Origin of the sequence: Faecalibacterium sp. I3-3-33 (assembly GCF_023347295.1) — a bacterium.
GTDB lineage: Bacteria > Bacillota > Clostridia > Oscillospirales > Ruminococcaceae > Faecalibacterium.
In genome coordinates this window covers 432770-451279 of sequence record NZ_CP094469.1, presented here as the reverse complement: position 1 = coordinate 451279, position 18510 = coordinate 432770, and the positions used below count along the sequence as shown (strand labels likewise).

Annotated in this window: 18 protein-coding genes; 8 read left to right on the top strand and 10 right to left on the bottom strand. The window is 58.5% G+C overall.

What is annotated here, in order from left to right; genetic code table 11:
* Positions 1 to 70: 70 nt before the first annotated feature.
* The 4 genes from MTP39_RS02120 to MTP39_RS02105 all read right to left on the bottom strand — a co-directional run bounded on the left by MTP39_RS02120 (position 71) and on the right by MTP39_RS02105 (position 4506).
* The gene (locus MTP39_RS02120; protein ID WP_249241253.1) at positions 71 to 1120 is read right to left on the bottom strand and encodes a hypothetical protein; all 1050 of its coding nucleotides are present in this window, start codon (positions 1118 to 1120) and stop codon (positions 71 to 73) included.
* An 87-nt stretch (positions 1121 to 1207) separates the two neighbouring features.
* Positions 1208 to 1435: a DUF1653 domain-containing protein gene (locus tag MTP39_RS02115; protein WP_044960207.1), complete on the bottom strand. Its 228-nt coding sequence runs from the start codon at positions 1433 to 1435 to the stop codon at positions 1208 to 1210.
* Positions 1436 to 1508: 73 nt separating this feature from the next.
* Positions 1509 to 3326, bottom strand: coding sequence for a molecular chaperone DnaK (gene dnaK, locus MTP39_RS02110; RefSeq protein WP_249241252.1), 1818 nt, complete (start codon positions 3324 to 3326; stop codon positions 1509 to 1511).
* Between the two features lie 82 nt (positions 3327 to 3408).
* A complete protein-coding gene (locus tag MTP39_RS02105) occupies positions 3409 to 4506 on the bottom strand; it encodes an SseB family protein (RefSeq protein ID WP_249241251.1) in 1098 nt (365 codons plus the stop codon).
* A 311-nt stretch (positions 4507 to 4817) separates the two neighbouring features.
* Here MTP39_RS02105 and MTP39_RS02100 point away from each other — a divergent pair, with 311 nt between their 5' ends.
* The 5 genes from MTP39_RS02100 (at position 4818) to tatC (ending at position 10273) form a co-directional block, all read left to right on the top strand.
* The gene (locus MTP39_RS02100) at positions 4818 to 6557 is read left to right on the top strand and encodes an ABC transporter ATP-binding protein (protein ID WP_330221066.1); all 1740 of its coding nucleotides are present in this window, start codon (positions 4818 to 4820) and stop codon (positions 6555 to 6557) included.
* Positions 6554 to 8329 carry an ABC transporter ATP-binding protein gene (locus MTP39_RS02095; RefSeq protein ID WP_249241250.1) on the top strand — a complete coding sequence of 592 codons (1776 nt, stop codon included), beginning with the start codon at positions 6554 to 6556 and terminating at the stop codon, positions 8327 to 8329. Before MTP39_RS02100 ends, MTP39_RS02095 begins: the two co-directional genes overlap by 4 nt.
* Before the next feature lie 257 nt (positions 8330 to 8586).
* Positions 8587 to 9162 (top strand): twin-arginine translocase TatA/TatE family subunit, encoded by a 576-nt coding sequence (locus tag MTP39_RS02090; protein ID WP_249241249.1) that lies wholly within the window; start codon positions 8587 to 8589, stop codon positions 9160 to 9162.
* Between the two features lie 101 nt (positions 9163 to 9263).
* A complete protein-coding gene (gene tatA, locus MTP39_RS02085) occupies positions 9264 to 9461 on the top strand; it encodes a twin-arginine translocase TatA/TatE family subunit (RefSeq protein ID WP_015537270.1) in 198 nt (65 codons plus the stop codon).
* A gap of 2 nt (positions 9462 to 9463) precedes the next feature.
* Positions 9464 to 10273 (top strand): twin-arginine translocase subunit TatC, encoded by an 810-nt coding sequence (gene tatC, locus MTP39_RS02080; protein WP_249241248.1) that lies wholly within the window; start codon positions 9464 to 9466, stop codon positions 10271 to 10273.
* Between the two features lie 154 nt (positions 10274 to 10427).
* Here tatC and MTP39_RS02075 read toward each other — a convergent pair whose 3' ends face one another.
* On the bottom strand, positions 10428 to 12689 hold the full coding sequence (locus MTP39_RS02075) for a glycogen/starch/alpha-glucan phosphorylase (RefSeq protein WP_249241247.1): 2262 nt from the start codon (positions 12687 to 12689) through the stop codon (positions 10428 to 10430).
* Between the two features lie 186 nt (positions 12690 to 12875).
* Here MTP39_RS02075 and MTP39_RS02070 point away from each other — a divergent pair, with 186 nt between their 5' ends.
* Both MTP39_RS02070 and MTP39_RS02065 read left to right on the top strand, forming a co-directional pair.
* Positions 12876 to 13733, top strand: a complete 858-nt coding sequence (locus tag MTP39_RS02070; RefSeq protein ID WP_249241246.1) for an AraC family transcriptional regulator — start codon at positions 12876 to 12878, stop codon at positions 13731 to 13733.
* Positions 13734 to 13853: 120 nt separating this feature from the next.
* Positions 13854 to 14111 carry a heavy-metal-associated domain-containing protein gene (locus MTP39_RS02065; RefSeq protein ID WP_249241245.1) on the top strand — a complete coding sequence of 86 codons (258 nt, stop codon included), beginning with the start codon at positions 13854 to 13856 and terminating at the stop codon, positions 14109 to 14111.
* 279 nt (positions 14112 to 14390) lie between these two features.
* Here the strand turns inward: MTP39_RS02065 and MTP39_RS02060 are convergent, their stop codons facing one another.
* From MTP39_RS02060 to MTP39_RS02040, 5 genes are all read right to left on the bottom strand, one after another.
* Positions 14391 to 15098 carry an LrgB family protein gene (locus MTP39_RS02060; protein ID WP_249241244.1) on the bottom strand — a complete coding sequence of 236 codons (708 nt, stop codon included), beginning with the start codon at positions 15096 to 15098 and terminating at the stop codon, positions 14391 to 14393.
* Positions 15079 to 15411 (bottom strand): CidA/LrgA family protein, encoded by a 333-nt coding sequence (locus tag MTP39_RS02055; protein WP_256468840.1) that lies wholly within the window; start codon positions 15409 to 15411, stop codon positions 15079 to 15081. The genes MTP39_RS02060 and MTP39_RS02055 overlap by 20 nt, the downstream gene beginning before the upstream one ends.
* A gap of 250 nt (positions 15412 to 15661) precedes the next feature.
* Positions 15662 to 15886 carry a hypothetical protein gene (locus tag MTP39_RS02050; protein WP_249241242.1) on the bottom strand — a complete coding sequence of 75 codons (225 nt, stop codon included), beginning with the start codon at positions 15884 to 15886 and terminating at the stop codon, positions 15662 to 15664.
* Between the two features lie 10 nt (positions 15887 to 15896).
* Positions 15897 to 16427, bottom strand: coding sequence for a hypothetical protein (locus tag MTP39_RS02045; protein ID WP_249241241.1), 531 nt, complete (start codon positions 16425 to 16427; stop codon positions 15897 to 15899).
* 81 nt (positions 16428 to 16508) lie between these two features.
* Positions 16509 to 16940, bottom strand: coding sequence for an RrF2 family transcriptional regulator (locus MTP39_RS02040; RefSeq protein ID WP_005922796.1), 432 nt, complete (start codon positions 16938 to 16940; stop codon positions 16509 to 16511).
* Positions 16941 to 17176: 236 nt separating this feature from the next.
* Here MTP39_RS02040 and cysK point away from each other — a divergent pair, with 236 nt between their 5' ends.
* Positions 17177 to 18109, top strand: coding sequence for a cysteine synthase A (cysK, locus tag MTP39_RS02035; RefSeq protein ID WP_005922795.1), 933 nt, complete (start codon positions 17177 to 17179; stop codon positions 18107 to 18109).
* The last annotated feature ends 401 nt before the right edge of the window (positions 18110 to 18510 follow it).

The following is an 18510-nucleotide window of genomic DNA, read 5'->3' as shown; positions in this document are numbered from 1 at the left end:
TGAAAAAACGCTCCCGGAAAGTCTGCGGACTTTCCGGGAGCGTCCTATTCAAAAATAGTTTTCCGCTGATTTATGCTGCGGGCTGCTCTGCCGCTTGTTCGGCGGGCTGCTCGGCTGCGGGCTGGGGGTCAGCGGTCACCGTAATGGTGCGGCTGATGCTGCCGCAGGAGTAGTTGCCCCCTGCCTTGGCGGTCTGGGTGTAGGTACCGGGCTCGGTGGGCACACTGCTCATTTTGCTGCTGAACCACAGGAAGGTCTTTTTCTTATAGGTGTAGCTTACCTTGCCGTTTTCAGCCACCTGTCCGTCCGAAATGACCTTGGCGGTCAGGTCGGCGTTTTGCAGCTGGGAGACGGTCATGCTGGACGGGGCATCCGCTGCCCAGCTCAGGCTGACGTTTTCGGTCTTGGGCTTGATCTTGAACATGGCAAAGCCGGCGGCGTTGATATCGCTGCTTTCCAGCGCAATGGCACTGGCAAAGTACTTGCCGCTGTCCTTGGGCTGCTCGTCCAGATAGATGCGGCTCAGCGCGCCCTCGGGCAGATACTTGCGGATCAGGCTCAGCGCAAGCTTCATACCGTTGGAAACGTTCTTCACGGTGGTCAGATAGCTGGCCGGGATAAAGAAGCTTACGGTGTCCAGCACCGACACTACCTCGTCCGCGACCCGCAGCAGTACGCTGACATCGTTGCCGTCGATCAGCTGCTTGAGGTAGCTGTATACGTTGAATTCCTCGGTCTGATCCGGGGTCTGGGACATCTTTTTGGGCAGAGGGATCAGCTTGAGCAGGGTGCGCAGCTTATCCGAGATCATCAGGGTCACATAGCCGTAGGCTTCGCCGCTGGTGCCCAGCACCACAGCGATATACTGGGTGTTTTCGGGCCGGGTCTCCACCTCCAGCTTATAATCGGAACCATAGACAAGGTTGCCGGTCGCCCGGATGCGGATGCTGACGATATCATTTTCATCCTCTGCCGCGCTCAGCGCTGCGGCATCGGGCAGTTCCTCGCTGACAACAGCGGTGCTTTCCGGCTGCTGCGCTGCCGCCGAGGCGGGCATTGCCAACACACCAAGCATCATGCTGACCGCGAGCAGGAGCGAGATCCATCGTTTGGCCTTCATACGAAAACCTCCTTTGTTGTTTGGTATCATACTCACATTTTACCGCAAAATAATCCTAGGGTCAATAACGGGATTCAAGCCGGGACCTCACTCTCCGATATAGGTAAAGCGGGGCTGGGTAACGCCATCCCGGGTCACGGTCTCCAGCCACATGGCGGCGGGGCGTACCCACAGCCCGCCCTCGCCGTACAGGGCGCGGTACACCACCATTTCCTCCTCGGTCTCGCTGTGGCGTGCTACGCCCAGCACCTGATATTCGTTGCCTTTAAAGTGGCGGTAGCGCCCGGGGCGCACCGGATATTGCAGTTCCTTCATGATCGTTCCTTTCTGTTTTTGCAAAAAAGGCTGCTGCGCCGGGCGGGTGCAGCAGCCCACAAACCTTATTATATTACAGCGTGCTGTCCGTTCCATCGCCGGGGGTCTGCTCGGCAGAGTACAACAGCATCAGGTGGTTGGCCGAGGCTTCCAGCTGGCTCTTAGCCTGCCGCAGGGCGGCTTCCTCGGTCTCGTTCATCTTTTCGGGCTTATCCTTGCGCAGGCAGTGGCGCAGGTTGGCAAGGTCGGCCTTCACGCGGGACTTTTCGTCCTTGTCCAGCTCCTTTTTGCACTTGGAAAGTGCTTCATCTACCTTGTACGCCAGCACCTCGGCCTGATTGTGCAGCTCCAAGCGCTCCTTGCGGCGGCTGTCCTCGGCCTCGTAGGCGGCGGCGTCTGCCATGGCGCGCTGGATCTCGTTTTCGGAAAGGTTGGTGCTGCCGGTGATGGTGATGTTCTGCTCCCGCCCGGTGGCAAGGTCCTTGGCAGATACCTTCACCACGCCGTTCACGTCGATATCAAAGGTGACCTCGATCTGGGGCTTGGACGAAAAGCTTGCCCGGATGCCGTTCAGCTTGAACTTGCCCAAAGACTTGTTGTCCCGCGCAAAGTGGCGCTCGCCCTGCAAAACGTTGATCTCCACGCTGGTCTGCATGGGACGGGCGGTGGTAAAGATCTGGCTCTTGCGGGTGGGAATCATGCTGTTGCGGGTGATCAGCGGGGTGGCGACCCCGCCCAGCGTCTCGATGGACAAAGTCAGCGGGGTCACATCCATCAGCACCAGTCCCTGCGCTGCCGCGCCGGTGGCACCCGCCAGCTTGCCGCCGCCCTGCAGCAGTGCACCCTGCACCGCTGCGCCCATGGCGACGCATTCGTCCGGGTTCAGGCTGTGGCTGGGTTCCTTGCCCAGCAGCTCCCGCACCTGCCGCTCCACGGCGGGCATCCGGGTGCTGCCGCCCACCAGCAGCACCTTGCCCAGCTGGCTGGCAGAGATGCCCGCATCCCGCAAGGCATTCTGCACCGGGGTCACGGTGCGGGACAGCAGATCGCCGGTCATCATCTCGAACTGCGGGCGGGACAAAGCGATATCCAAGTGATGCGGCCCGTCCTTGCCCACCGTGATAAAGGGCAGGTTCAGCTGGGCAGAGGGCGCACTGGAAAGCTCCTTCTTGGCTTTTTCCGCTTCCTCCTTCAGCCGTCCCATGGCGGCGGGGTCGCGGGTCAGGTCGATGCGGTCAGACTTTTTGAACTCTGCCACAGCGTACTCCACGATGCGCTGGTCAAAGTCATCGCCGCCCAGATGGGTGTCGCCGCCGGTGGCAAGCACCGTAAAGGTGCCGTCCTCGATCTCGATGATGGACACGTCAAAGGTGCCGCCGCCAAGGTCGTAGACCAAGATCTTCTGCGCAGCTTCGTTGTCCAAGCCGTAGGCCACAGCGGCGGCGGTAGGCTCGTTGATGATGCGCAGCACGTTCAGCCCCGCAATGCGGCCTGCATCCTGTGTGGCTTTGCGCTGGCTGTCGTCAAAGTAGGCGGGCACGGTGATGACGGCCTCGGTGACGGGCTCGCCCAGATAGCTTTCGGCGTCCCGGCGGATCTTGGCAAGGATCATAGCGCTGATCTCCTGCGGGGCAAGGTCCTTGCCGTCAATATGCGCCCGGTAGTCCGAACCCATGTACCGCTTGATGCTGGAGATCGTGCGCCCGGAATTCGTGGCGATCTGGCGCTTTGCCGCGCCGCCCACCAGACGCTCGCCGTCCTTGGTAAAGGCCACCACGCTGGGGGTGGTGCGCTCGCCCTCTGCATTGGTGATGACCACGGGCTTGCCGCCCTCCACCACTGCCACACAGGAATTGGTCGTACCCAGATCAATGCCGATCACTTTGCTCATACTGTTTCCTCTGTTTCTTGTCCGCCGTGTCTGCGGGCTGATTTTTCTCCAGTCTATCTTACCGGACGGCTGTGACCATTTTTTAGTCCAATTGTAAAGATTCTATGTTATATGCCGCCGGAGCCGCGGGCGGCTCGTGGGTCAGCTCGTAGAGCAGCTGTTCCGCTTCCTGTAACCAGCGGTCGGCGTCCGGCTCGTGCTCCCGCTGCAAAATGGTAAAGGCCTGCTTTGCTTCTGCCGCCTGCGCCAGCGCCTTTTTGCGGGAGGTGTAGCGGGTCTCGTACTGCGCCAGCCGCAGACAGACCCGGGGCGTGTACTCGATATCCGGCACCGCTGCCGCGTTCTGCCGCGCCCGGCGGTACCACAACAGCGCCTTGCCGTTGTCACCCCGGGCGGCGCAGTCGTCGCCAAGGTTCAAAAGGGCGATGGGTTCTCCGCTTTCGGCAGCAGCTTTCCACAGCTTGCGCGCCTGCGCAGCGCTTTTGGGCACGCCACGCCCCTGATACAAGCACTCGCCCAGCAGCGATAGCCCGGCAGAATTTCCCTGCTCGGCGGCTTTCTGGTAGCACTCTGCCGCTGCCGCCCAGTGTCCGGCGCGGGCGGCCTCCTTACCGGCTTCGGCCTCCTCTGCGCCGGGACCCTCCGGGGTGTGGCCTGCGTGCAGCAGACCGTTGAGCAGTGCACCGTCCAGCGAGGCGGAATTGCTCCACGGGTCCAGCACCACGCCGTCGATGCCCGGGGTGTCCAGCGCCAGCTGCATGGCTTGTTCTAAGGTGCGGTCAGCCATGGGGCGGCTGCCGGTGCTGCGGTCTGCACCGGCAGCTGCCACCGAGGTAAACAGCGGCAGCCAGCAGCGCCCCTTATCGTTGCGCAGCGTCCACAAGGCAAGGCCATCGGCCTTTTCTGCCGGGATGGGGTGCTCCATCCACGGGGCGGGCGCGCCCTGCGCCGAAAGCGCCGTCTGCAGCGGCACCAGTACATGGGTCTCCAACTCCAGCGCATAGTTCAAAGCGCTCATCAAAGACCAGAAGCTTTCCTCGTTCTGCCCCTTGTACAGCCCCTGCACTGCCTGCTCGATGGCCGGGCAGCCGGTGCCGCGCGGGCTGTACACCGGTGCGGTGCGGCTGCGGCGGCTGCCCACCGGGCGGAAGCGTACCCCGCCGTCTGTTCGTCTTGCCATTGTTTTCACCATACTTCCCTATCAATCTCAGCCCTAAGGTGTATCTGAAAACAAAGAAAATGACGAATATTTCGCAAGCACAAGCGGGATTTAAGGCAAACAGCCGCAGGAATCCTTTGTGGATTTCAAGGCTGTTTAACGCAAAATCCAGCTGTGTTTGTAGAAATAGACTAAATTTTCGACTTTTCAGATATACCATAGTATAACAGGATTTGGCAGCTTGTACAATGCAAAACACAGCTGCGGCACTGGATTTTCAGTATACATCGCGTTATAATAAGGTGTATTTTGACCCCGAAGGAGGAATTTTTTTGAACCGGATGCTTGGCTACCTGAAGGGCTACAAGCGCGAAAGCGTGCTTGCACCGCTCTTTAAGATGCTGGAAGCCACCTTTGACCTGTTTGTGCCGCTGGTCATGGCGGATATCGTCAATGTGGGCATTGCAGCACATGACCTGCATTATATTCTGGTGCGGTGCGGCCTTTTGCTGCTGCTGGCTTTCATCGGCCTTACCTGCAGCCTGACCGCACAGTATTTTTCCGCCAAGGCGGCGGTGGGCTACTCCACCGCGCTGCGGCATGCTCTGTTTGCCCATATCCAGAGCCTGAGCTTTTCAGAGATGGATACGCTGGGCACCAGCACCCTCATTACCCGCATGACCAGCGATGTCAATCAGGTGCAAAGCGGGCTTAACCTGTTTTTGCGCCTGTTTCTGCGCAGCCCCTTTGTGGTTCTGGGCGCTATGGTCATGGCCTTTACGGTCAACGCCCGGGCGGCAATGATCTTTGTAGTCACCATCCCGCTGCTCAGCGTGGTGGTGTTCGGCGTGATGGTGATCACCCGGCCGCTGTACAAGACGGTGCAGACCCGGCTGGATCGGGTGCTGGGCCTGACCCGCGAGAACCTGACCGGCGTGCGCGTGGTGCGCGCCTTTGATAAGGAGCAGAGCGAGATCGACCGCTTTGAGGACGCCAACGCCCTGCTGACCGGGATGCAGCTGCACGTCGGCCATCTTTCAGCGCTGATGAACCCGCTGACCTATGTGCTCATCAACCTTGCCATCGTGGCGCTGCTGTATGTAGGCAGCATCGAGATCAACGTGGGCGGCATGGCCTCCGGTGATGTCATTGCGCTGGTAAACTACATGAACCAGATCCTTGTGGAACTGGTAAAGCTGGCGAACCTCATCGTGCAGATCAGCAAGGCGCTGGCCTGTGCAGGCCGTGTGCAGGCGGTGCTGGATACAAAACCCGGCATGACCTTCCCGGCCGAGCTGCTGGGCGAAGTGGCTGAGGACAAGACCGGCGATGCCGTGCGCTTTGACCATGTAGGTCTGACCTACGCCGGGGCAGGCGCACCCAGCCTGACCGATATCAGCTTTACCGCCAAAAAGGGCCAGACCATCGGCGTCATCGGCGGCACCGGCAGCGGTAAATCCAGCCTTGTGAACCTCATCCCGCGCTTTTACGATGCCACCGAGGGCAGCGTGGAGATCTTTGGCCGCCTGGTGCAAAGCTACCCCCGGGACGCTTTGCGCGGCAGGGTGGCGGTGGTCATGCAGAAGGCGCAGCTCTTCGGCGGCACCATCCGCTCCAACCTTTTGTGGGGCAACAAGGACGCCACCGATGCCGACCTGTGGGCAGCGCTGGAAACGGCACAGGCCGCAGACTTTGTGCGTGCAAAGCCCCTTGGGCTGGACGAGCCGGTAGAGCAGGGCGGACGCAACCTTTCCGGCGGACAGAAGCAGCGGCTCACCATCGCCCGTGCACTGGTGGGCAAGCCGGACATTTTGATTTTGGACGACAGCGCCAGCGCACTGGACTACGCCACTGACGCCGCCCTGCGCAAGGCACTGGCGGCGCTGCCCGGGGCACTGACCGTGTTCATCGTCAGCCAGCGCGCCGCCAGCTTGCAGCACGCCGACCAGATCTTGGTGCTGGATGATGGTCATCTGGTGGGCATCGGCACCCACAGCGCACTGCGCAGCAGCTGCCCGGTGTACGAGGAGATCTACGAGAGCCAGTTCAAGAAAGGGGAGGCAGAAGCATGAGTGCAAAAGCAAAAAACAAGCTGACCCCGCAGCAGCGCAAGGCCACCCTGAACCGGGTGCTGCACAAGATACGTCCGTACAGCGCCTTTGTGGTGTGCAGCCTGCTGGTGGCGGCAGTCAGCGTAGCCGCTCAGCTGTATATCCCCATCCTGTGCGGTGACGCCATTGATAAGATGCTGGGCAGGGGCAATGTAGACCTTGCCGGGGTGCTGCGCATTGCGGCAAGCATTCTTGTGGTAGCCGGTGTGGCTGCCCTTGCGCAGTGGCTTTTGAGCGTGTGCAACAACCGCATTACCTTCTCGGTCAGCCGCGACCTGCGCAACGAGGCGCTGCGCAAAATTCAGACCCTGCCGCTGTCCTATCTGGACAGTCACCCCTCCGGCGATATCGTCAGCCGCATGGTGGCAGATGTGGACACCTTTGCGGACGGTCTATTGATGGGCTTTACCCAGCTGTTCTCCGGCATTCTGACCATCTTTGGCACCCTGCTGTTCATGCTGCGGGAGAACGTGCCCATCACGCTGGTGGTGGTGTGCATCACCCCGCTGAGCCTTGTGGTGGCGGGCTTTCTGGCAAAGCGCAGTTACGGCTACTTCCAGAGCCAGAGCACCGTCCGCGGCAAACAGACCGCGCTGGTCAACGAGATGATCGAAGGCCAGAAGGTGGTGCAGGCCTTTGGCCATGAAGCCGAAAGCCTTGCCGCCTTTGACGCGGTGAACGGACAATTACAGGAGGTGAGCCTGAAGGCCATCTTTTTCTCCAGCCTGACCAACCCCGCCACCCGCTTTGTGAACAACATCGTGTACGCAGGCGTGGGTCTTGTGGGTGCGCTGTACGCCGTGCGCGGCGGCATCACCATCGGCCAGCTGAGCGTTTTTCTGAGCTACGCCAACCAGTATACGAAACCCTTCAACGAGATCTCGGGCGTTGTCACCGAGTTACAGAACGCACTGGCCTGCGCCGCCCGGGTGTTTGAACTGCTGGACGCCGAAGATCAGATGCCGGAGGCCGAAAACGCCGCTGTGTTGCAGCCGGACGGCCATGTGCAGTTACAGGATGTTTCCTTCCGCTATCTGCCCGACCGCCCGCTCATCGAGGGGCTCTCGCTGGACGTGCAGCCCGGCCAGCGCATTGCCATCGTAGGCCCTACCGGCTGCGGCAAGACCACCCTGATCAACCTGCTGATGCGGTTCTATGATGTGAACAGCGGCAGCATCAAGGTGTCCGGCACCGATATCCGGGATGTGACCCGCGCTTCCCTGCGCGGCAGCTACGGCATGGTGCTGCAGGACACATGGCTGCGTGCCGGTACGGTGCGGGAGAACATCGCCTACGGCAAGCCGGACGCCACCATGGACGAGGTGATCGCCGCCGCCAAGGCTGCCCATGCCCACAGCTTTATCCGCCGTCTGCCCGATGGCTACGACACCATTATTGCAGAGGACGGCGGCAACATCAGTCAGGGACAAAAGCAGCTGCTCTGCATCGCCCGCGTGATGCTCTGCCTGCCGCCCATGCTGATTCTGGACGAAGCCACCTCCTCCATTGATACCCGCACTGAGGTGCGCATCCAGAAGGCTTTTGCCCGCATGATGCAGGGGCGCACCAGCTTTATCGTGGCGCACCGTCTTTCCACCATCCGGGAAGCAGATGTTATCCTTGTGATGAAGGACGGCCACATCGTGGAGCAGGGCAACCATGACCAGCTGCTGGCACAGGGCGGCTTCTACGCCAAGCTCTACAACAGCCAGTTTGAGGGCGTGCAGACCTGAGAGCGCTGTTGTATCCTATCCATACTGTAATAACGAGCAATGAAAATTCGTTTTGTTAAATAAAATGGGCTAAATTGGCGCTTGTTCATAGAATGTTAATAATAAGTTAACATTCAGTACACCACTTTTCGGTATACATAGGGCAACAAAGGCGCGCAGTGCGCCGAACCCCCGCCAAAAAGGGCAAAAAGGCGCAGACCGCTGTGGTGTGCGGCGGTCTTGGAAATGCCCTTGGTACAGGAAAGGAAACGTTACTTATGAAAATTGGTTTTTGGGAACTTATCGTCATCGTCATTGTGGCGTTTGTGTTCATCGGCCCGGACCAGCTGCCTGTCTACGCAAAGAAGATCGGCAAGATGCTCCGCGAGCTGAAGAAATACACCGGCGCTGCTTCTGAAGAGATCCAGAAGAATGTGGTGGAGCCGCTGAACGAGATCCAGGCACCCCTGAAAGAGGCTGTTGCCCCCCTGACCGATATCAAAAAGGATATCGACAGCAGCATGCGGGACGTGACCAAGAGCTTTACCGGCATTGGCAAGACCAGCAAAGAGGAAGCCGCCAAGAAGCAGGCTGAGACCGAGGAGGTCACCGACCTGACCGAGGATACCGTGGAGGAGCTGCCCGAGCAGCCCGCCGAGACCCCGGCTGAAACGGTGGAGACCGCCCCCACTGAGGTTGCCGAAACGGCGGAAGCCCCTGCTGAAAAGCCGGAGCAGCCCGCTGCCGAGGCTGCACAGCCTGCTGCCGAGCCGGTGGCTGAGCCCGTGCAGGAAGCCCCTGCCGCAGCCGAGGAGGCTGCTGAAGCTGCACCCGCTGAAGAAGCAAAGGTGTAAGCGCCCCTACTTATTGATGGATGCACCCGCGCCCGCGGTTGCCAGATACATTTTGTAATACGCCCGCCACGCGGCGCGGCAAGAAAAAGGAGAACTTTATTATGCGTATTGGTACTAATGAGCTGCTGATCATTCTGGTTGTCGTTCTGCTGATCTTTGGACCCAAGAACCTGCCGAAGCTGGGCAAGATGTTCGGCAAGACCATCAATGGCTTCAAGAAGGGCATGGAGGACGAGGACGCCGAGCAGTCCGAGGAGACCGTGAAGAAGGCTGATAAGAAGGACGAAGACGAGGAGTAATTGTGGCTACAAACAAAAAGCGCAAAAAGAAAGCCGAAGTCATGGCAGAGGACGGCAGCATGACGCTGACCGGCCATCTGAAAGAACTGCGGAACCGGCTCATCATCTGCGCGGTGGTGTTTGTGGTGGGCGTGGTGGTCTCGCTGGCGTATGCAGACCGTCTGATCGATCTGCTTACCGCCATGGGCCGCGACTATTACCAGTTCGTGTCCATTGCCCCGCAGGAAAAACTGATGCAGTATTTCCGGGTGTCCATTCTGGCCGGTGTGGTGGTAACGGTGCCTGTGGCCTTTTACAACATCTACGCCTTTGCAAAGCCGGGCCTGAAAAAGAGCGAGAGCACCTTTTTCAAGCTGGTCATGCTGCTGGGTCTGATTTTGTTCTGCGTGGGCGTGCTGTTTGCCTATAAGCTCATGATGCCGTTCATGCTGCGGTTCCTCAGCACCGGCATCGAAGGTGCAGAGTACATCCAGACCACGACCAGTATTGAGAGCTACGTCAACCTCTGCCTGACCATGTTCATCATCTTTGGCTGTGTATTTGAGATGCCGCTGATCACCATCATCCTTTCCAAGATGGGCATCATCAACCCGCAGATCCTCAAGCAGGTGCGCGGCGTAGCCATCGTGGTCATCTTCTTCATCGCTGCCGTGGTCACCCCGCCGGACATCGTGTCCCAGTGCATGGTGGCACTCCCCATGGTGCTGCTGTACTTTGTCAGCATCTTCCTGAGCGGCATCTTCTACAAGCCGCACGATACGGACGAGGATGACGAGGACGAAGAAGAGGAAGAAGCGGAGAGCAAGGACTGATCCCGCTTCCGTTCCGGTTTTCATCAACTGAATCAAACGCCGCTGCACAGCTGTGCAGCGGCGTTTCTTGTTGGTGCGGAAAGAAAAAAGCTGCCGCACAGCTTTGTGCAGCAGCCTATGAGAAAATAAAGGAGAAACGCGGTTTAAGGAACGCTTACTTGCCCAGATGCCAGATGTCGCGGTCGTACTCGGCAATGGTGCGGTCAGAGGAGAACATGCCCGCCTTGGCAATGTTCACAAGGCACTTGCGCCGCCAGCCCATGGGGTCGCAGGCGTAATCGCTGAGCGCCTGCCCTTTGCGCACAATGTAGGCGTTGAAGTCCGGCAGGGTCTGGAACCAGTCCTTGTGGATCAGCTCGTCATGCAGGCGGGTCAGGTTTTCGGCATGACCGGCGGCCAGCATCTCCGGCCCGGTCAGGAAGCTGATGGCGCGGCGGATGTTGGCATCGCCCTCCACCCACTGGGCGGGGTCGTAATCGCCCACGGCGTAGCGGTGGATGACCTGATCGGAGGTCTGGCCGAAGATATAGATGTTCTCTTCCCCCACCTGCTGGCTGATCTCCACGTTGGCACCATCCATGGTGCCCAGCGTCAGCGCGCCGTTCAGCATAAACTTCATGTTGCCGGTGCCGGAGGCCTCCTTGGAGGCAAGGCTGATCTGCTCGGACAGGTCGCAGGCCGGGATCAGCTTTTCGGCGGCGGTGACGTTGTAATTCTCCACGAACACCACCTGCAGCCACTTGGACACCTCCGGGTCTGCGGCGATGACCTTGGAGAGGGTCAGCAGCGCATGGATGATGTCTTTTGCAATGGTATAGGCGGGAGCGGCTTTGGCACCGAAGATGCTCACCAGCGGAGCAGCGGGCAGGTGTCCTGCCTTGATCTCGTAGTACTGGTGGATGAGGTACAGCAGGTTGAGCTGCTGGCGCTTATACTCATGCAGACGCTTGGACTGGATATCGAACACTGCATCGGTGTTCACGCGCACCTTCTGGGTGTGCAGCAGCCAGTCGGCCAGCGCTTCCTTGTTGGCCTTTTTCACGGCGGTCAACTCGTTCAGCACCGTTTCGTCGTCGGCAAAGGCCAGCAGCTTTTCCAGTTCGGCGGCGTCCTTGCAGAAACCGGAGCCGATGTGCTTTTCCAGCGTAGCGGTCAGGCGCGGGTCACATTCCAGCAGCCAGCGGCGGAAGGTGATGCCGTTGGTCTTGTTGTTGAACTTTTCCGGGTACAGCTCGTAGAAGCCGTGCAGCTCGGAATTTTTCAAAATTTCGGTGTGCAGTGCCGCCACGCCGTTGGTGGAGTGGGTGAAGTGGATGTCCATGTGTGCCATGTGCACCCGGTCGTCCTTGTCGATGATGGCAAGGCTCTCGTCCTCGGTGCGGGTGCGTGCCAGCGCATCCAGCTTTTCAATGATGGGCATCAGCTGCGGCACCACGGCATCCAGATAGGCGCGGGGCCACTTTTCCAGTGCTTCGGCCAGAATGGTGTGGTTGGTGTAGGCGCAGGTCTTGGTGACGATCTCCACGGCCTCTTCAAATTCGATGCCGCGCTCGCCCAGCAAACGGATCAACTCCGGGATGACCATGCTGGGGTGGGTGTCGTTGATCTGGATAGCGGCGTAGTCCGCCAGATCATGGAAGTTGCAGCCCCGGGCGGCGCACTCAGCCAGAATGAGCTGTGCACCGGCAGAAACCATCAGGTACTGCTGGTACACCCGCAGACGGCGGCCTGCCTCGTCGGAATCGTCCGGGTAGAGGAAGAGGGTCAGGTTCTTATCAATCGCGGTCTTGTCGAAGGCAATACCGTCATGGACGATGCTCTCGTCAATGGTATCAAGGTCGAACAGGTTCAGGGTGTTGGTGCGTCCCTCGTAGCCGGTGACCGCCAGCTTGTACAGCCGGGCGGTGTACTCCTTGCCGGCCAGCTCCACCGGGTAGGTGGTGTCGGTCTTTTCCGCCCAGCTGTGGGCAGTCAGCCACGGGTCGGGCTTTTCGTTCTGCACACCGTCCTCAAAGGACTGATGGAACAGGCCGAAGTGGTACCGCAGACCCACGCCGTCACCGGGCAGGTTCAGTGTTGCCAGTGAATCGAGGAAGCAGGCAGCCAGACGGCCCAGGCCGCCGTTGCCCAGAGAAGGCTCCGGCTCTACCTCTTCAATATCGGAAAGGCGCTTTCCCGCAGCAGCCAGCGCAGACCGGGCTTCATCGTACAGCCCCAGATTGATGAGGTTGTTGGACAGCAGCTTGCCAATGAGAAATTCGGCGCTGATATAGTACAGCTTGCGCCCGGTGACCGGCTGCACGCGGTCGGCGCTCTTCTGCCGCACAAGTTCCAGCAGTGCCAGATACAGCTCCTGGTCGGTGCAGTCTGCCAGCAGCTTGCCGGTGATACTCTGTAACGTTTCGGTAAAGCTCATAAAAGCATCCTCCTTTGCTAGGGTGTATCTGAAAAGTAGAAAATTCAGTCTATTTCTTTGTTTTCAGGTACACCTTACGGAAAACAGGTTTGACATCTGTACTTCAAGATATACCACATAGAACGTTCAAAATCTTGCCTAAAGAGTGCAAACTGTGGTACAATCCTATCATCAGGGGGTGAGACGATGCAAAATCAGGCTTCTTTGCAGGAGACTAAACAGCACGGTGCCGTGCGCTTTCCGTTCAATTTGTACCCCTGCACCATTCCGGGGGATTTTCAGCAGGTAGCACTGCACTGGCACGAGAGCATGGAGCTGGTCTTTGTCAAGCAGGGCATGGGGCTGGTACAGGTGGGCGCTGTGACCTACCCGGCCTACCGGGGGGATATCTTTATTTTTGCCCCGGGCACGCTCCACGCACTGCGGCAGGCAGAGGGGCAGCGCATGGAATACGAAAACATCATCTTTGAGCCGGAGCTGCTGGGCGGCGCAGAGGACCTTTGCGCCGAGAAATATCTGCTGCCGCTGCAAAGCGGGCGGCTTTTGCTGCCGGTGCGGCTGACCCCGAACGATTTGTGCTATCTGCAAGCCGCCGCCTGCCTGCGGGAGCTGGAGGATGCCAACCGCGCCAAGCGCCCCGGCTACGAGCTGCTGGTAAAAGGGGCGCTGCTGCGCTTTCTTGCCCTGCTCATTGCGCAGGGCAGGCAGTGTCTCCCCACCGAAACTGCCGACACCCAGCGGCTGAAAGCGGTGCTGCAATGGCTTTCGGCGCATTATGCCGAGCCGCTCCGGGTGGCCGATGCCGCCGGAGTCTGCTCCTTCAGCGCCAGCCATTTTATGCGCTGGTTCCGGCAGATGACCGGGCAGAGCTTTATCGCCTTTCTGAACGAGTACCGGCTGAACACCGCCGCCGAGGCGCTGCAAACCACGGACGAGACCGTGCTGACCATCGCCTCCCGGTGCGGGTTTGAGAACCTCTCCTATTTTAACCGGGCGTTCAAGGCGCATTTTGGTATGACCCCCCGGGACTACCGGAAAAAATAAACAAGGTGCTTGACAGCTGCGGCTGTATGGCGTATGATGTGGGCAGCGGCTTTTCCCGGAGTGAAAAGTTAGTTAGTTCAAACTGTTATTTATAAGATATTCCTGAAAGAAGGTATAAAAATGATCCAGACGACCGTAGAAGTAGACGGCATGGCGTGTTCCATGTGCGAAGCCCATATCAATGACGCCGTGCGCAATGCGTTCCCTGTGGAGAAGGTCTCGTCCTCTCATGCCAAGGGCAAGACCGTGATCCTTTCCAAGGAACCGCTGGACGAAAACGCGCTCCGCGCCGCCATCGAAGCCACCGGATACCATGTGGGCACCATCCACAGTGCACCGTATGAAAAGAAGGGGCTGTTCTCTTTTTTCAAAAAGTGAGCACTGTCCCCCGCCGCTGCTAGCTGACTGCAGAGGTACTGCTGTACATCATTCTGCCGCAGGCCCACCGCAACATCATCCCTGAGCTGCATCGTCCGCTCCATGCAGGCGCGGCAGAAGAAGGCCGTGGTCTTTGCCCCGGCAAAGGCCGCATAAAACTGATATTTACTAACCATTCTTCTTTTCACCTCTTTTTTGTTTTCCCCCCACAGAGAAACACCCCCGGCAGCCGTTGCGGTTGCCGGGGGTGTTTCTGTATCTTTAGATTTGCACTCGGTTTTAGTGGACAAAGCCCACGAACACCGGGCAGAGCACGGCGGTCAGCACACCGGCTACGGCAATGGAAAGGCCGCTCATGGCACCTTCCACCTCGCCCATCTGCAGCGCCTTGCTGGTACCCACGGCATGGGCTGCCGTGCCAAGACCCACGCCCTTGGCGATGGGGTCGGTGATGTGGAACACCTTGCACACGGTCTCGGCCAGCAGTGCGCCCACGATGCCGGTGACGATGACGATGGCACCGGTCAGGGCGGCAATGCCGCCCAGCTCTGCGGCCACGTCCATGCTGATGGCAGTAGTCACCGACTTCGGCAGCAGAGTAGCGTACTGCTCCTTGGTCAGGTCCATTGCCAGCGCCAGCGCAAAGGCGCTGCCCAGACTGACCAGCGTGCCCACCGAAATGCCCGCGATGATGGCGGGCGCGTTCTTTTTGAGCAGATCCAGCTTTTCATACAGTGGGATGGCCAGCGCCACCGTGGCGGGCAGCAGCAGATAGCTTACCGGTGTTGCGCTGGTCTTGTAGTCCCCATAGGGGATATTGCACACCGACAGAAAAACGATGACGAAAATACTGCCCAGCAGCAGCGGGTTAAAGATGGCCTTGCCGGTCACCCGGTTGATGAGCACACCCAGCCCAAAGGCTGCCAGCGTAAGCAGCACGCCCCATGCCGCCGAGCCGGTCAGAAAATCATTCAGCAGTTCCGTCATGTTCAGCCTCCTTTTTGCTGCGGGCGGTCAGCGCCTGCGTGGTGCGGCCTGCGGCCGCCATCACCAGCACCGTCACCGGCAGAATGGCGATCAGGATGGGCAGCAGCAGCTGCCCCATCTCTGCCCACAGCTCCATGATGCCCGCAGCGGCGGGCACGAACAGTAGCGGAAAAATACCGGTCAGGTAGGTGCCGGTCTCCTTGACCTGCTCCAGCTTTACAACACCGGTGATCATGGCTGCCAGCAGCAGCACCAGACCGTACACGCTGGCAGGCACCGGCAGCGGCAGCACCGCGTGCAGCACCTCGCCCAGAAAACAGAACGCGAGAATGCGCCCGAACTGAAAAATATACTTCGTGTCAGAACTCCCCTTTCTGGTCTTATAAACGTACAGACAACGGGCTTTTGCCCGGAATTTTCTGCTTCACACAAGGTAACAGTATACCGCGGACTGCCCGCTCCATCAACCGTGAATCTTGCCAAGAAGTTCTACACCTTTTGCGCAGAACTGTACAAAAAAACGCACCGGTGCAATTCCGGTGCGCAAGCAAATCATATTTTCATTAAGCCGAAAACGCCGGACGCACCTTCTCAGGTGAAACGCCCTCCTGCGCAGCGCGTTCGCGCTCGTAGGTCACCCGTGTTACTTCTGTAATAAACGCTTTTTCCTTTTCGTCTGCCGTTGCCCAGTCGATACGGAACTTGCGGCACATCTCAAAAAAGATTTCATAATATTGCTTATCGTTCCCCGCATCCTTCATATAAGCACTGCACAGGTTTTCTTTCATGCTCAATCCCTCATTTCAAATAACTGAAAAAAATGTGCTTTGCCGCTTCACCCTGTATCAAAAATCGCGGTGCGCCGCCATCAAAAGCAGGCAGTTCTATCCCGCCAAAGTCATCCTGATAATGGGCGGCCAGCGCATCCGTTTTTGCTTCCAGTATCACATCTCCGCCAAAACCATGATCTATTGACAGCTTTATGCCGTAAGCGATCATCAGTTTTCCAATTCCACTGTACTTACGTTTTGCACCTGCCAATGTCGGATTGCTCTCCGGCTGGCTTTCCATATAAACTACCCGGACAACGAGAGCTCTTTCCAACACCTCATACATTCCCAGTGCAATCAGTTCTCCGTCTGCCGTTTCCACTGCATATTTTTCATAAAGGGACGTCTCAATATACTCGCTCGTCCAGTCTGTCTGCCAGACAGGTTTTTTCTTCGTTCTTTCTGCATCTGATCGCTGCATCATCCGAATGATGACCGATATTTTATCTCCGTCTTTCAATTCGATATACGGTTCAAAAATCATCGTATCACCTTCCATTTACAGTTTATCATTTTAACGAAAAGGTTGCAAGTGTTCTTCCTATAAAAAACGCACCGGTGCAGTTCCGGTGCGCAAAGTTCAGATCACATAATCGTTGCCGGCCTGATCCGGCAGGGCAAGGTCTGCCAGTGTGATCTTGCCGAAGTAGTCCGAGATCAGGTCGTTGAGTCCCTTCCACATCTCGTAGGTGCGGCAGTTGGCCATCCGGGCGCAGGCAGAAGCGCCGGGGGTCAGGCAGCTTACCGGGGCAAGACTGCCCTCGGTGAGCATCAGGATCTCGCTTACCGTGTACTGATCCGGGCTGCGGGTCAGCCGGTAGCCGCCGCCCTTGCCGCGCAGCCCCTCCAGAAATCCGTTCTGCACCAGCACCTTGAGGATGTTCTCCAGATACTTTTCCGAAATCTCCTGCCGGGCGGCAACTTCCTTTAAGGGAACATATTTTTCAGACTGATGCTCCGCGAGGTCGATCATCACCCGCAGCGCATAGCGTCCTTTGGTCGAAACGATCATGATCCGTACTTCCTTCCGGTTAAATTTTATTATAACCCATTATACAACAGGGTAAATCACTTTTCAATCCCACATTTTTTCAAAAACCCCTTGACAAGCAGAGAAAACAGGGCTATAATGCCATCAAACCCACAAACAATGTTGGTTTAAAGGTTTAGAGGGAATCGCAGCCGGGCACACCGGCACAAGACAGGGCTATGCACCCCGTAACGATATCAGAAAGAGGGACAAGTATTATGAGCAAGATCTATACCGCCGCAGATCAGTTGATCGGTCACACCCCGCTGCTGGAGCTCAGCCATATTGAGAAGGAAGAGCAGCTGCCCGCCCACGTTATCGCCAAGCTGGAGTACTTCAACCCCGCCGGTTCTGTGAAGGACCGCATTGCCAAAAAGATGATCGATGACGCCGAGGCCAAGGGTCTGCTGAAGGAAGGCTCCGTCATCATTGAGCCCACCTCCGGCAACACCGGCATCGGTCTGGCTGCTGTGGCAGCTGCCAAGGGCTATCGCATCATCATCGTAATGCCCGAGACCATGAGCGTGGAGCGCCGCCAGCTGATGAAGGCCTACGGTGCCGAGCTGGTGCTGAGCGAGGGTGCCAAGGGCATGAAGGGTGCCATTGCCAAGGCCGATGAGCTGGCAAAGGAGATTCCCAATTCCTTCATCCCCGGCCAGTTCGTGAACCCCGCCAACCCGCAGGCACACATCGAGACCACCGGCCCCGAGATCTGGGAGGATACCGATGGTAAGGTCGATATCTTTGTGGCAGGCGTTGGCACCGGCGGCACCGTGACCGGCGTTGGCAAGTACCTCAAGAGCAAGAACCCCGATGTCAAGGTGGTGGCTGTGGAGCCCGCTTCCTCCCCTGTGCTGAGCAAGGGCACTGCCGGTGCACACAAGATCCAGGGCATCGGCGCAGGCTTTGTGCCGGACGTGCTGGACACTACCGTCTATGACGAGATCATCGCCGTGGAGAACGACGATGCCTTTGCCACCGGTCGTCTGATCGGTCACAAGGAAGGCGTGCTGGTGGGCATCTCCTCCGGTGCTGCCGTCTGGGCTGCCATCCAGCTGGCAAAGCGCCCGGAGAACGCCGGTAAGAACATCGTTGTTCTGCTGCCCGATACCGGCGACCGTTACCTGTCCACCCCGCTGTTTGCGGAATAATTTCAAAAAAACTCTCCTCTCCCGCTCTGCACCCCGCAGGGCGGGAGTTTTTGTTATACCCCCTCAGGCTCACTTCGTTCGCCAGCTCCCCCAAGGGGACGCCAACCCTCTCAGTCATCGCTGCGCGATGCCAGCTTCCCCGAAGGGGGAGCTTTTTGCGGTGGCGGCAAGCTTTCTCATTGTACCTAATGCTTTAGCGACAGGGCTAACGGCGTGCGCCCTCTCAGTCACCTGCAGTGACAGCTCTCCCAAAGGGAGAGCCAAGTGCACTTCCGGGAGCTTTCTCATAGCACTTAATGCTTTAGCACTGAACTTTACGGCTTGGCTCTCCCTGAGAGGAAAGACTTCCCCCGCTCCGGGGGAAGATGTCACCGCAGGTGACAAAAGGGGGAACCTGGCGC

Excerpts from the sequence above, each read along its gene's own strand:
- MTP39_RS02120 (WP_249241253.1), bottom strand. The coding sequence starts at position 1,120 with ATGAAGGCCAAACGATGGATCTCGCTCCTGCTCGCGGTCAGCATGATG.
- MTP39_RS02115 (WP_044960207.1), bottom strand. The coding sequence starts at position 1,435 with ATGAAGGAACTGCAATATCCGGTGCGCCCCGGGCGCTACCGCCACTTT.
- dnaK (WP_249241252.1), bottom strand. The coding sequence starts at position 3,326 with ATGAGCAAAGTGATCGGCATTGATCTGGGTACGACCAATTCCTGTGTG.
- MTP39_RS02105 (WP_249241251.1), bottom strand. The coding sequence starts at position 4,506 with ATGGCAAGACGAACAGACGGCGGGGTACGCTTCCGCCCGGTGGGCAGC.
- MTP39_RS02095 (WP_249241250.1), top strand. The coding sequence starts at position 6,554 with ATGAGTGCAAAAGCAAAAAACAAGCTGACCCCGCAGCAGCGCAAGGCC.
- MTP39_RS02090 (WP_249241249.1), top strand. The coding sequence starts at position 8,587 with ATGAAAATTGGTTTTTGGGAACTTATCGTCATCGTCATTGTGGCGTTT.
- tatA (WP_015537270.1), top strand. The coding sequence starts at position 9,264 with ATGCGTATTGGTACTAATGAGCTGCTGATCATTCTGGTTGTCGTTCTG.
- MTP39_RS02075 (WP_249241247.1), bottom strand. The coding sequence starts at position 12,689 with ATGAGCTTTACCGAAACGTTACAGAGTATCACCGGCAAGCTGCTGGCA.
- MTP39_RS02070 (WP_249241246.1), top strand. The coding sequence starts at position 12,876 with ATGCAAAATCAGGCTTCTTTGCAGGAGACTAAACAGCACGGTGCCGTG.
- MTP39_RS02065 (WP_249241245.1), top strand. The coding sequence starts at position 13,854 with ATGATCCAGACGACCGTAGAAGTAGACGGCATGGCGTGTTCCATGTGC.
- MTP39_RS02060 (WP_249241244.1), bottom strand. The coding sequence starts at position 15,098 with ATGACGGAACTGCTGAATGATTTTCTGACCGGCTCGGCGGCATGGGGC.
- MTP39_RS02050 (WP_249241242.1), bottom strand. The coding sequence starts at position 15,886 with ATGAAAGAAAACCTGTGCAGTGCTTATATGAAGGATGCGGGGAACGAT.
- MTP39_RS02045 (WP_249241241.1), bottom strand. The coding sequence starts at position 16,427 with ATGGAAGGTGATACGATGATTTTTGAACCGTATATCGAATTGAAAGAC.
- MTP39_RS02040 (WP_005922796.1), bottom strand. The coding sequence starts at position 16,940 with ATGATCGTTTCGACCAAAGGACGCTATGCGCTGCGGGTGATGATCGAC.
- cysK (WP_005922795.1), top strand. The coding sequence starts at position 17,177 with ATGAGCAAGATCTATACCGCCGCAGATCAGTTGATCGGTCACACCCCG.